General features: G+C 55.8%; 11 protein-coding genes. 5 read left to right on the plus strand and 6 right to left on the minus strand.

Annotated features, from left to right (window positions below; all coding sequences use genetic code 11):
* The first annotated feature begins 168 nt into the window (after positions 1-168).
* From fdnG to fdhE, 4 genes are read left to right on the plus strand one after another with little or no spacing between them, the layout of a single operon-like run.
* On the plus strand, positions 169-3219 hold the full coding sequence (fdnG, locus tag ACSPHG_RS23375; RefSeq protein WP_435955853.1) for a formate dehydrogenase-N subunit alpha: 3051 nt from the start codon (positions 169-171) through the stop codon (positions 3217-3219).
* Positions 3220-3231: 12 nt separating this feature from the next.
* A complete protein-coding gene (fdxH, locus tag ACSPHG_RS23380) occupies positions 3232-4137 on the plus strand; it encodes a formate dehydrogenase subunit beta (RefSeq protein ID WP_435955854.1) in 906 nt (301 codons plus the stop codon).
* A complete protein-coding gene (gene fdoI, locus ACSPHG_RS23385) occupies positions 4134-4769 on the plus strand; it encodes a formate dehydrogenase cytochrome b556 subunit (RefSeq protein WP_435955855.1) in 636 nt (211 codons plus the stop codon). The genes fdxH and fdoI overlap by 4 nt, the downstream gene beginning before the upstream one ends.
* On the plus strand, positions 4766-5695 hold the full coding sequence (gene fdhE / locus ACSPHG_RS23390) for a formate dehydrogenase accessory protein FdhE (protein WP_435955856.1): 930 nt from the start codon (positions 4766-4768) through the stop codon (positions 5693-5695). Before fdoI ends, fdhE begins: the two co-directional genes overlap by 4 nt.
* Before the next feature lie 44 nt (positions 5696-5739).
* Here fdhE and ACSPHG_RS23395 read toward each other — a convergent pair whose 3' ends face one another.
* The 4 genes from ACSPHG_RS23395 to yihI form a co-directional block, all read right to left on the minus strand.
* Positions 5740-6300 carry an RNA polymerase sigma factor gene (locus ACSPHG_RS23395; RefSeq protein WP_435956083.1) on the minus strand — a complete coding sequence of 187 codons (561 nt, stop codon included), beginning with the start codon at positions 6298-6300 and terminating at the stop codon, positions 5740-5742.
* A 5-nt stretch (positions 6301-6305) separates the two neighbouring features.
* Positions 6306-6782 (minus strand): hypothetical protein, encoded by a 477-nt coding sequence (locus tag ACSPHG_RS23400; RefSeq protein WP_435955857.1) that lies wholly within the window; start codon positions 6780-6782, stop codon positions 6306-6308.
* A 126-nt stretch (positions 6783-6908) separates the two neighbouring features.
* Complete coding sequence (gene hemN / locus ACSPHG_RS23405; protein ID WP_435955858.1) at positions 6909-8282, minus strand: oxygen-independent coproporphyrinogen III oxidase; 1374 nt, start codon at positions 8280-8282, stop codon at positions 6909-6911.
* Between the two features lie 189 nt (positions 8283-8471).
* A complete protein-coding gene (gene yihI / locus ACSPHG_RS23410) occupies positions 8472-8987 on the minus strand; it encodes a Der GTPase-activating protein YihI (RefSeq protein ID WP_435955859.1) in 516 nt (171 codons plus the stop codon).
* 570 nt (positions 8988-9557) lie between these two features.
* Between yihI and yihA the strand changes: the two genes are divergently transcribed.
* Positions 9558-10193, plus strand: a complete 636-nt coding sequence (gene yihA / locus ACSPHG_RS23415) for a ribosome biogenesis GTP-binding protein YihA/YsxC (protein ID WP_435955860.1) — start codon at positions 9558-9560, stop codon at positions 10191-10193.
* An 85-nt stretch (positions 10194-10278) separates the two neighbouring features.
* Here yihA and spfP read toward each other — a convergent pair whose 3' ends face one another.
* The gene (spfP, locus tag ACSPHG_RS24295; RefSeq protein WP_071892919.1) at positions 10279-10326 is read right to left on the minus strand and encodes a small protein SpfP; all 48 of its coding nucleotides are present in this window, start codon (positions 10324-10326) and stop codon (positions 10279-10281) included.
* A 165-nt stretch (positions 10327-10491) separates the two neighbouring features.
* Entirely contained in the window at positions 10492-13278 is a 2787-nt protein-coding gene (gene polA / locus ACSPHG_RS23420; RefSeq protein ID WP_435955861.1) for a DNA polymerase I, read from the minus strand.
* Positions 13279-13316 lie beyond the last annotated feature (38 nt).

Here is a 13316-nt window from a genome sequence, read left to right on the forward strand (position 1 = left end):
TTTTAACCTGGTTAGAACAGCCTTAATACCAATGTGGTATTCTTGAAGCACTGTCCCTTCTGGAAGGAGGGGTATCACCAGTTTCGGGGTCAATTGTGAACCTTTGCGATTACCACCGCAAAAATTAAACCTATAAATATTGTGAAAATGTCGATTAAGGAGCAATCCATGCAGGTCAGCAGAAGACAGTTCTTTAAGATCTGTGCTGGCGGTATGGCAGGCACCACGGCAGCTGCGCTGGGCTTTGCCCCGGGCGTGGCGCTTGCGGAAACACGGCAATATAAACTGCTGCGCACCCGTGAAACCCGTAATACCTGTACATACTGTTCCGTTGGTTGTGGGCTACTGATGTATAGCCTCGGCGACGGCGCGAGAAATGCCAAAGCATCTATCTTCCATATCGAAGGTGACCCCGATCACCCGGTCAACCGGGGTGCGCTCTGCCCTAAAGGGGCTGGCCTTGTGGACTTTATCCACAGCGAAAGCCGCCTAAAATACCCTTCTTACCGTGCGCCCGGCTCGGATAAGTGGGAGCAAATCAGCTGGGAAACGGCGTTTGACCGCATCGCCAAGCTGATGAAAGAAGACCGCGACGCCAACTTCATTGAAAAGAACGAGCAGGGAACCACGGTTAACCGCTGGCTCTCTACCGGCATGCTTTGCGCGTCAGCTTCAAGTAACGAAACCGGCTATTTAACCCAGAAATTTACCCGCGCCCTCGGCATGCTTGCCGTGGATAACCAGGCGCGTGTCTGACACGGACCAACGGTAGCAAGTCTTGCTCCAACATTTGGTCGCGGTGCGATGACCAACCACTGGGTTGATATGAAGAACGCCAACCTCATCATTGTGATGGGAGGGAACGCGGCAGAAGCGCATCCGGTGGGGTTCCGCTGGGCGATGGAAGCCAAAATCCACAACGGCGCGAAGCTGATTGTTATCGATCCTCGCTTTACGCGAACCGCGTCGGTGGCGGATTTCTATACCCCGATTCGTTCCGGTACTGACATTGCCTTCCTGTCAGGCGTGCTGCTGTACCTGATCAACAACAATAAATTCAACCGCGAGTACGTTGAGGCCTATACCAACGCCAACCTGATTGTGCGTGAGGATTACAGCTTCGACGACGGCCTGTTCTCCGGCTACGACGCGGCAAATCGCAAGTACGATAAGACCACCTGGAACTACGAGCTGGATGAGAAAGGCTTCGCGAAGCGCGATCTGACGCTAAGCCACCCGCGCTGCGTGTGGAACCTGCTTAAAGAGCACGTTTCCCGCTACACGCCGGACGTGGTTTCCAACGTCTGCGGCACGCCAAAAGACGATTTCCTGAAGGTCTGCGAATACATCGCTGAAACCAGCGTTAAAGACAAAACCGCCTCGTTCCTGTACGCGCTGGGCTGGACGCAGCACTCCGTGGGGGCGCAGAACATCCGCACCATGGCGATGATCCAGCTGCTGCTCGGCAATATGGGCATGGCGGGCGGCGGCGTGAACGCCCTGCGCGGCCACTCCAACATTCAGGGTCTGACCGACCTCGGCCTGCTGTCCACCAGCCTGCCGGGTTATATGAACCTGCCGAGCGAAAAGCAGACGGATATCCAGACCTATCTTGCCGCCAACACGCCTAAGCCGCTGCTGGAAGGCCAGGTCAACTACTGGGGCAACTATCCGAAGTTCTTCATTTCGATGATGAAAGCCTTCTACGGCGACAAATCCACCGCGGAAAACAGCTGGGGCTATGACTGGCTGCCGAAGTGGGACAAGCCGTACGACGTGCTGCAATACTTCGAGATGATGAACCAGGGCAAGGTGAACGGCTATTTGTGCCAGGGCTTCAACCCGGTGGCATCTTTCCCGAACAAAAATAAGGTGATCGCGTCGCTGTCGAAGCTGAAGTTCCTCGTCACCATCGACCCGCTGAACACCGAAACCTCGAACTTCTGGCAGAACCACGGCGAGATGAACGACGTTGACCCGTCGAAAATCCAGACCGAGGTGTTCCGCCTGCCGTCCACCTGCTTCGCCGAAGAGAACGGCTCGATCGTGAACTCCGGCCGCTGGCTGCAGTGGCACTGGAAGGGTGCGGACGCCCCGGGGGAAGCGCTGAACGACGGCGAAATCCTCTCCGGCATCTTTACCCGCCTGCGCCATATGTACCTGCGCGAAGGCGGCAAGGTGCCTGAGCAGGTGCTGAACATGACCTGGAACTACCTGACGCCTGACAACCCGGCGCCGGAAGAAGTGGCGATGGAGAGCAACGGTAAAGCGTTGCAGGACGTCGTCGACCCGGCAACCGGCGGCGTGCTGGTGAAAAAAGGCCAGCAGCTTAGCTCGTTCGCCCAGCTGCGCGACGACGGCACCACCTCAAGCGGCTGCTGGATCTTCGCCGGGAGCTGGACGCCGGACGGCAACCAGATGGCGCGTCGCGACAACGCTGACCCGTCGGGCCTTGGCAACACGCTGGGCTGGGCATGGGCGTGGCCGCTCAACCGCCGCATTCTGTATAACCGCGCTTCTGCCGATCCGGCGGGTAAACCCTGGGATGAAAAACGCCGTCTGATTTCCTGGGACGGCGCGAAGTGGGGCGGTGCGGATATTGCAGACTACAGCACCGCCGCACCGGGCACCGATGTTGGGCCGTTTATCATGCAGCCGGAGGGCTTAGGCCGCCTGTTCGCTATCGATAAAATGGCGGAAGGGCCGTTCCCGGAGCACTACGAGCCGTTTGAAACGCCGCTGGGCACCAACCCGCTGCACCCGAACGTTGTCTCCAACCCGGCCGCCCGCGTGTTTAAAGGCGACCTGGAAGCGATGGGCAAGCACGATAAGTTCCCGTATGTCGGCACCACCTATCGCCTGACCGAGCACTTCCACTACTGGACGAAGCACGCGCTGTTAAACGCCATCGCCCAGCCGGAGCAGTTCATTGAGATAGGCGAGAAGCTCGCCAACTCGCTGGGCATCGCGCACGGCGACACGGTGAAAGTCACCTCCAATCGCGGCTTTATTAAGGCCAAAGCGGTGGTGACCAAGCGTATTCGCCAGCTGGATGTGAACGGGCAAAAGGTGGACACCATCGGCATTCCTATCCACTGGGGCTACGAAGGGGTGGCGAAAAAAGGCTTTATTGCCAACACCCTGACGCCGTTCGTCGGTGATGCCAACACGCAAACGCCGGAGTTTAAGGCGTTCCTGGTCAATGTGGAAAAGGTGTAACGGAGACGAATTATGGCTTATCAATCTCAGGACATTATCCGTCGTTCCGCTACTAACGGCTTCACTCCCGCGCCGCGCGCGCGGGAACATCAGGAAGAGGTCGCCAAGCTTATCGACGTCACCACCTGCATCGGCTGCAAGGCCTGTCAGGTGGCGTGTTCGGAATGGAACGATATCCGCGATGAGGTCGGGCACAACGTCGGGGTTTACGATAACCCGGCGGATCTGACCGCCAAATCCTGGACGGTGATGCGCTTCTCGGAAGTGGAGCAAAACGACAAGCTGGAGTGGCTTATCCGCAAGGACGGCTGCATGCACTGCGCGGATCCGGGCTGCTTAAAGGCCTGTCCGTCGGAAGGGGCGATCATTCAGTATGCCAACGGCATCGTCGACTTCCAGTCCGAGCAGTGCATCGGCTGCGGCTATTGTATTGCGGGCTGCCCGTTTGACGTGCCGCGCCTGAACCCGGAGGACAACCGCGTCTACAAATGCACCCTGTGCGTAGACCGCGTGACCGTCGGCCAGGAGCCTGCCTGCGTGAAGACCTGCCCAACAGGGGCGATTCATTTCGGCTCGAAAGACGATATGAAAACCCTGGCTGGCGAACGCGTGGCGGAGTTGAAAACGCGCGGCTACGACAACGCAGGCCTTTACGATCCGGCAGGCGTAGGCGGTACGCACGTGATGTACGTGCTGCATCACGCGGACAAGCCGACGCTGTATCACGGCCTGCCGGAGAATCCGTCCATCAGCCCAACGGTGAAATTCTGGAAAGGCGTCTGGAAGCCGCTGGCCGCCATCGGCTTTGCTGCGACCTTTGCCGCGAGCGTTTTCCACTATGTTGGGGTCGGCCCGAACCGCGCCGAAGAAGAGGACGATAACCTGCACCATGACGATGACGAGGTGCGCAAACCATGAAAAAACAAGTGACCATTCAGCGCTACAGCGCGCCTGAACGTATCAACCACTGGATCACCGCCTTCTGCTTTGTGCTGGCGGCGGTGAGCGGGCTGGGCTTTTTCTTCCCGTCTTTCAACTGGTTGATGCATATTCTTGGCACGCCGCAGCTGGCGCGCATCCTGCACCCGTTCGTGGGCGTGGTGATGTTTGCCTCGTTTATCATCATGTTCTTCCGTTACTGGCACCATAATCTAATCAATCGGGATGATATCTTTTGGGCGAAGAATATTCGTAAGATCGTCGTCAACGAGGAAGTAGGTGACACCGGGCGGTATAACTTCGGCCAGAAATGCGTGTTCTGGGCGGCGATTATCTTCCTGGTGCTGTTGCTGGCCAGCGGCGTGGTTATCTGGCGTCCGTACTTTGCCCCTGCTTTCTCAATCCCGGTGATTCGCGTAGCGCTGATGGTGCATTCATTTGCCGCCGTGGCGTTAATTGTGGTTATTATGGTCCACATCTACGCAGCCCTATGGGTGAAAGGCACGATTACCGCAATGGTGGAAGGCTGGGTCACCACGACCTGGGCGAAAAAACACCATCCGAAGTGGTATCGTGAAGTTCGCCAGAAACAGGAAAAAAGATCGGAATGAGTATTCGCATAATCCCGCAAGATCAGCTGGAGAAGAGCGATAAACGCACGGCGGAGATGATTCCGCCGTTGTTGTTCCCCAGGCTGAAAAATCTCTACAACCGCCGCGCAGAACGCCTGCGCGAGCTGGCAACCAATAATCCATTGGGCGACTACCTGCGCTTCGCCGCGCTTATCGCCCACGCGCAGGAAGTGGTGCTTTACGATCACCCGCTGCAGATGGATTTAACCGCGCTGATTGAAAAGTCCGCCGAAACCGGCAAGCCGCCGCTGGATATTCACGTGCTGCCGCGCGATCCGCACTGGCAGCGCCTGCTGAATTCGCTGATTGCCGAGCTGAAGCCAGAAATGGACGGCCAGGCGTTGGCGGTCATCGAAAACCTTGAGAAAGCGTCTTCGCTTGAGCTTGAGGAGATGGCGACGGCCTTGTTCAACGCCGACTTCGCGCTGGTTAGCAGCGATAAAGCCCCGTTCATCTGGGCCGCGCTGTCGCTTTACTGGGCGCAAATGGCAAGCCTGATCCCCGGCAAAGCGAAAGCGGAATACGGCGAACAGCGCCAGTTCTGCCCGGTTTGCGGATCGATGCCGGTTTCCAGCATCGTGCAAATCGGTACGACCAACGGCCTGCGCTATTTGCACTGCAACCTGTGCGAAACCGAATGGCACGTGGTGCGCATCAAGTGCAGCAACTGCGAGCAAACCCGCGATTTGAACTACTGGTCGCTGGACAGCGAGCAGTCGGCGATTAAAGCCGAAAGCTGCGGCGACTGCGGCACCTACCTGAAGATCCTTTATCAGGAAAAGGATGCCAAAGTTGAGGCCGTGGCGGACGACTTAGCGACGCTGGTGCTGGACGCGCGCATGGAGCAAGAAGGCTTTGCCCGTAGCAGCATCAATCCTTTCCTGTTCCCGGGCGAAGGTGAGTAGTTATTAAGGCGGTTAGCGGTGGATGGCGTTTGCGCTTATCCACCCTATTCGTTCGTAAGCTCATCATAAAGATTGCGTAGACGCGTCCTGAGATACAGCACGGCTTTGTGTTTCCGGGACAGCAGCGCCTGGACGCTAACGCCGGTTTCTTCCGCCAGCGCCTTGAAGCTGTAGCCCTGGAGTTCGGTTTTCTCGAACGCCTCGCGCTGCGCTATGGGAAGCCCCGATAGCGCGTCCTCCAGCTCGTTCCACAGCAGCTCTCGCAGATACTCGTCTTCAGGCGTTTGCGGGACGCCGAACAGCGTTTCCGCCAGTTCGTCTTCCACCAGAAAGCCATCGTCGTCGCTAGAAAAGTAGTCAGCCAGCGGCAGCTCGCGCTTTTTACGCGCCCGGTCGGTCATTTCGTTGCGCGCCGCGCGAAACAGCCAGGCGGCGACGTTTTCCACGGGCTGTTCGACCTTCATCAGCTGCCAGGTCACTTCCTGCAGAATATCGTCGGCATCGGCCCGGACGGCGGTGCGGCCGACGATAAAAGCTTTCAGCCTTGATCGACACGCGTTGAGCGCAGACATTACCAGCGAATTTCCCGCCGCACCGGCTTTCATTGCGGTCACTCAGCGTCCGTCGGTTTCGGAGCGCCGTCCTCCGGCTTTTGACGAGAATGCTCGTGTTCACCGCAACGCTCGTGGTGGCCGCCGTGATGTTCACCGTGGCGAGAATGGCAATGCCCGCGGCCATGGCCCCGGAAGCCGCCCCGACGCTGCTGGACGAACTGTTCGCGTTCTTCCGGCGACATCTGCATCCAGCGCTCATGCATACGGCGACGTTCGCGGCCACCGAACATGCCGGGGCGGAACCCAAGGCCGCCGAACAGAATGCGGCACAAAACTAACAGCCCCAGCGCCTGCCAGTAGCCGATGCTTTTTACGCCAATAATCCCCGGCAGTAGCGCGTTCCACAGCGACATTACCACAAGGCCCAGCACCGCAAACAAAACAGCGCCAATCACCAGAGGTTTCGCCATGGGATGGCCGCCAAACCCGTGACCGTGGCCCCGGCCATGTCCGTGCATATCAAAATTTCTCATTTTCTACTCCTCAGCAGATTCGTTGATTATCGCTTCTGATGAGGTAGACGAATGAGAAAAGAAAATATTGTCGGGAAAAGAAAACTTTTTTGAATGTCGGGTGAGCACGATGTCACCCGACATGCGTTAGATTACGCGTGAGAACTGCTGCAGGCGCGCTTTCTGCCTGAGGTAGACATCAAAACACATGCAGATATTGCGTATCAGCAGGCGGCCTTTGGCGGTGACCTGGATGTGGTGCTCGTCAACAACCACCAGCCCGTCTTTTGCAAGCGGGGCCAGCAGCTTGAGGTCTTCCGCGAAGTATTCCGCAAAATCCACGTCCCACAGCCGTTCAACGTCGGCAAACTTCAGCTGGAAGTTACAGATCAGCCATTTGATAACGTCGCGGCGGATGCAGTCATCGCGCGTTAACGCGAGGCCGCGCCACAGCGCATCGCCACGCTCGTCAACCTGCTGGTAGTAGGCTTTCAGCTCTTTCTGGTTTTGCGCGTAGCAGTCGCCAATCATGCTGATGGCGGAAACACCCATGCCGAGCAGGTCGGTGTCGCCCTGCGTGGTGTAGCCCTGGAAATTGCGATGCAGTTTTCCTTCGCGCTGGGCGATGGCCAGTTCGTCATTCGGGCGGGCAAAGTGATCCATACCGATAAACTGGTAGCCTGCCGCCGTCAGCGAGCCGATGGTTTCCTGCAGGATATCGAGCTTCTGCTGAGCGTTCGGCAGGTCTGCGTCTTTGATTTTGCGCTGCGCGGCGAACAGCGTCGGCAGGTGGGCATAGTTGAAGACGCTGAGGCGGTCCGGGCTGAGCTCGGCAACGCGGTTTAAGGTGAACGCGAAGCTTTCCGGCGTTTGCTTGGGCAGGCCGTAAATCAAATCGATATTCGTCGAGGTAAAACCGAGGTCGCGGGCGCGCTTAATCAGGGCAAAGATAAACTCTTCGTCCTGCTCGCGGTTCACCAGGCGCTGCACTTCTTTGTTGAAATCCTGCACGCCCATGCTCAGGCGCGTGAAGCCTTCGTGACGCAGATGATCGAGCACATCAAGCTCGATTTCGCGCGGGTCCACTTCAATCGACAGCTCGGCGTCATCGTTAAAGTCAAAATGGCCGCGTAGCAGGCCCATCAGGCGACTGATTTGCTCTTTGCTAAGGTAGGTAGGCGTTCCGCCACCCCAGTGCATCTGGCTTACGTGACGGCCTTTAAAGAGCGGTGCGCGATGGGCTATCTCTTGCTCAAGCGCGTCCAGATACTGGTCTGCCTTGTGGGTCTGGCGGGTGACAATTTTATTGCAGCCGCAGAAGTAGCAGAGCTTGTGGCAAAACGGGATGTGAACGTAAAGCGACAGCGGGCGCTCGGGATAACGGGCAACCGCCTGTAGAAACGCCGCCTCGCCGAAGTCTTCAGAAAACTCCAGCGCGGTGGGATAAGAGGTGTAACGCGGCCCTGAATAATTATATTTCTGGATCAGGGCCAGATCCCAGTCGATTAACTGCTCAGACATACTCACTCCTTCCGGTGATGCCGCCTGCGTTGACGAAGCGTTGGCGGCACGCCCTTCCTTTGGGCGAAGAGCCTACGGCGCAACGAATTTTGCAATCGCGACAACCGCCGTAGTTTAACGAATAACCACAGCAGATAACACACCAGCGGAATAACCATGAAAAAAACAGGTAATCCCATAGGAGTACCGCTAGTTACCGCCCTTCAGCAAACGCATCAGGTCGTCGGTCTTCTCTTCGTCTTCTTCTTCGTCATCATAAGAGATGCCGAGTTCTTCCATCAGCGCATCGATACGGTCGAGTTTGGCATTAACCCAGGATTGCTCTTCCGCGCTTAACGCTTCGCCTTCTTCAAGGCGTTCCAGCAGCGCGTCCAGGCGCTCATCGTTCTCCAGCAAATCCAGCTCGGCCTGTGGTGTTAGCATAGGTTTCTCGCTCTTTGGTTTGTGCTGTTTTGGTTTTGCAGCAGGCGTTTCGGTTACGCCCAGTGCGATAGGTTTTTTGCTGCCGATACGCGGATCTTTTGGCTGTCCTGCACCTTTGCCACCCTGAGCCGAAGTACCACCAGTGGCACGGCTACCCGCCGAGTGACCACGGTGTTTCTTCTGACGCTTACGGTCGCGTGCTTCCTGGTCTATCTCTTCGCGTGATTTACGACGAACTTTCGCCGGTTTGCTGCCTTGTGGTGCTGAGTTTTGTTGCTTCATGGTGAGTTGTCTTAAGCCGTTTCATTCAGTATAGAATTGCGGCGGAATCTAGCAGAAAGCAAGCAAAGAAAAAAGGCGGCAGGTTAACCTGTCGCCTTTTTCTTGTCTCTCGACCCATTTGGGTCACGCAATCCGTGTCAGCTATCAACGCCCTGTTCTTTCCTTCGCTAACAACTTCCGGTGTTGTGTCCTTATCCTTTTACAGCATCTCCTGACGCTCGCTCCTGCGATTTCCCAGTTCTCCGCCATCCTGGCGTTCCTGAACCCTCGTCCTGAGTTGATATCCTTTCCGGCTCCCTTGCCTGTGCCGCTTACTTTACGCTTACCCCTAATTTCAGCAAGGCTATGATTTACGATAAGTACGAGGTCGTGTAAGAGTCATTAGGCTAATTCATTGTTATTTAATATATAAGTTATAATTTTCATTCGAAAGTAACCGCGATCTCTGTCAGCTACTATGGCAAATGTCTTACACGGGAGAAGGGAATATCTGCACAACGTGAGAAACACGGTCTTTTCTGCCCGTTCAGGTATAATCCCCCCAATGCTCATCCTGACGGAGACAACCTTTTGACAAACTGGAACTATCAACTGACTCACTTCGTGCTTAGCGCACCGGACATTCGCCATTTACCTTCTGATACCGGTATTGAGGTTGCTTTCGCAGGCCGCTCCAACGCGGGGAAATCGAGCGCATTAAACACGCTGACCAATCAGAAAGGCCTGGCGCGAACCAGTAAAACGCCGGGGCGAACGCAGCTTATCAACCTGTTCGAGGTTGCCGATGGCAAACGTCTGGTGGATTTGCCGGGTTACGGCTATGCCGAAGTGCCGGAAGAAGTAAAACTCAAATGGCAGCGCGCGCTTGGCGAATATCTGCAAAAGCGTAATAGCCTGAAGGGTCTGGTAGTGCTGATGGACATTCGTCACCCGCTTAAGGATCTCGATCAGCAGATGATTCAATGGGCCGTGGCGAGCGATATTCAGGTAATGCTGCTGCTGACCAAAGCAGACAAACTGGCTTCCGGCGCGCGTAAAGCCCAGCTCAATATGGTGCGTGAAGCGGCGGTGTCGTTCGGCGGGGATATCGAAATTGAAGTGTTCTCTTCGCTCAAAAAGATCGGCGTCGACAAGCTGCGCCACAAGCTGGACAGCTGGTACAACGACATCCCACCAGCGGTAGAAGAAGAAATTGCAGAAGAGTAAAAACTGACGGGGAATCCCGTCTTTTTTTTGGCTCGCGCCCAATAAAAAACGCCCCAGTCATTACTGACTGGGGCGGCTAAAATATTCAGCCAAATCCGATTACGTGAAGTAAAAGGTCTGAAAGATAGAACATCTTACCTCTGTACCCTACGCGAATAACTCTACTCCTTTTTATCCGGTTGAAAAAGCATTTTTTGTAGTTTTTTTTCACTATTTACATACCGTTCTTGAAGCATCATCACAAAAAGCTATGACTTATGTTGCTTAGTTACAAAAAAGCAAAATCAAAACTGCTGCATTAATGCGCTTCATCCCAGTTGGCACCGCTGCCGACCTCAACCAGTAATGGCACGTCCAGCTTCATGCTGCCTTCCATAAGTTCATGAACTTTTTTGGACACGGCTTCAACGTCGTCTTTATGCACCTCGAACACCAGCTCATCGTGTACCTGCATTATCAGCTTCACGCGCGGCTTGTCTTTTTGCAGCCAGCCATCAACGGCGATCATAGCCCGTTTGATGATGTCTGCCGCCGTCCCCTGCATAGGGGCGTTGATCGCTGCACGTTCAGCGCCAGCGCGGCGTGCGGCATTGCTGGAGTTGATGTCCGGCAGGTATAAACGGCGGCCATCCAGCGTCTCGACGTAGCCCTTCTCCTTGGCCTGCGCGCGGGTACGCTCCATGTATTCCAGCACGCCAGGATAACGTTCAAAGTAGAGATCCATATACTTCTGGGACTCTTTACGCGGAATGTTGAGCTGACGCGACAGGCCGAAAGCGCTCATGCCGTAAATCAGACCGAAGTTAATCGCTTTCGCGCTGCGGCGCTGCTCGCCAGATACGCTGTCCAGCGGCAGGCCGAATACTTCTGCCGCCGTAGCACGGTGGATATCCTTACCTTCGGCAAACGCCGTCAGCAGGCCTTTATCACGTGACAGATGCGCCATGATGCGCAGCTCAATCTGCGAGTAGTCGGCGGAAACAATCACGTAATCTTCCGGCGCGATAAACGCCTGACGGATACGTCGCCCTTCTTCGTTGCGCACCGGGATGTTTTGCAGATTCGGATCGGTTGACGACAGGCGCCCCGTGGCCGCAACGGCCTGATGGTAAGAGGTATGCACGCGGCCGGTTTTCGGGTTGATCATCAGTGGCAGCTTGTCGGTGTAGGTCGACTTTAGCTTGGCGAGGCCGCGATGCTCCAGAATGACCTTCGGCAGCGGATAATCCAACGCCAGCTCTTCAAGCACTTCTTCCGAGGTGGACGGCGCGCCGCCCGGCGTTTTTTTCAGCGGCTTAATACCCTGCTTTTCGAACAGGATCGTTTGCAGCTGCTTCGGCGATGAAAGGTTAAACGGCTCGCCCGCGATTTCGTGCGCCTTAAGCTCAAGCTCGGCAAGGCGTTTGGTGAGCTGCTCGGAATGCGTGTGCAGAATCGCCGGATCGATTTTCACGCCGTTACGTTCGATGCGCGAAAGTACCGGCACCAGCGGCATTTCGATATTGTTGAAGACGTTCAGCGGCCCTTCGCTTTTCTCAAGTTTTGGCCACATTTTGAGATGCAGCTGAAGCGTAACGTCGGCGTCTTCTGCGGCGTAACGGCCCGCCTGCTCCAGATCGATCTGGTTGAAGGTGAGCTGTTTTTTGCCTTTGCCGGCAATCTCTTCGAAGGTGATGGTTTTATGCTTGAGCCAGCGATCGGACAGGCTATCCATGTCATGGCGACCCGCCACGCTGTCGAGAATGTAGGATTCGAGCATGGTATCAAAGGCGATGCCGCGTAGCTCAATGCCGTAGTTTCCAACGATGCCGCGATCGAATTTCAGATTCTGGCCGACCTTAAGGGCTTTTTCGTCTTCCAGCAGCGGCTTGAGTAATTCAAGCACGCGATCGAGCGGAAGCTGGTCTGGCGCATCGATATAATCATGGCCAACCGGAATGTAGCAGGCAACGCCCGGTTCAGTGGCAAACGAAAGCCCAACCAGATTTGCGCTGACGTTATCCAGGCTGTCGGTTTCGGTATCAAAAGCAAAGAAAGGCGCTTTTTTCAGGCGTTCGATCCATTCAACCAGCACGCTTTCTTCAAGGACAGTGACGTAATTCTCATGAGAAAGAACCGCGGCAGCTTCTTCCGGCTCAGCTTCAGCTTCAATCGTTTTCTGAGGCTGTGCGGCAGCTTTCGCGCCTTTGGCCTGGAGCCACTTACCCGCTTCAACATCGGTGATCCAGCGTTTGAACTCATAATGTTTGAACAGGCCAAGCAGCTCTTCTGCTGCGGGCTGCTGCACTTCAAGCTGCTCGCAGGTGAGCTCCAGCTCAACGTCAGTTTTAATGGTCGCCAGCTGGTAAGAGAGGTAAGCCACCTCTTTATTTTGCTCAAGCTTGGCGGCCATGGTTTTCGCGCCGCGGAAGCTCAAATCAGCAATTTTTTCAGGATTAGCGTATAGCGTATCCAGCCCACCCAGGCCTTGCAGCAGAGCCTGAGCCGTTTTCTCGCCCACGCCCGGAACGCCCGGAATGTTGTCTGAGGAATCCCCCATTAGCGCCAGGAAATCAATAATGAGCTCTGGCGGCACGCCGTATTTAGTACCGACTTCTTCTGGCCCGAGGATCGTGTTGGTCATGGTGTTGATGAGCGTCACGCCAGGCGTGACCAGCTGCGCCATGTCTTTATCGCCGGTGCTGATTAGAACCGGCCGCCCCGCCTTTTCGGCTTCCAACGCCAGCGTACCGATCACATCGTCAGCTTCGACGCCAGAAACCGCTAACAGCGGCAGGCCCATTGCTTTCACCATGGCATGCAGGGGTTCGATCTGCGCGCGCAGGTCGTCCGGCATCGGCGGGCGATGGGATTTATAGTGCTCAAATAGCTCGTCGCGGAAGGTTTTGCCCTTCGCATCGAAAACAACGGCAGCATGGGTCGGCTGATATTGCAGAAGCAGACTGCGCAGCATGTTTAATACGCCATACATCGCGCCTGTCGGTTCGCCACGACTGTTGGTCAGCGGGGGGAAGGCGTGATAGGCCCGATAAAGATAGGAGGAGCCATCAACGAGGATAAGCGGGTTTTGCGCGATCTGAACCATAGTGTTCCGTTCCATGCCTGGTTTTTAATTTATGGGTA

The sequence above is a fragment of the Dryocola baronae genome (assembly GCF_051297175.1).
Lineage (GTDB): Bacteria > Pseudomonadota > Gammaproteobacteria > Enterobacterales > Enterobacteriaceae > Dryocola.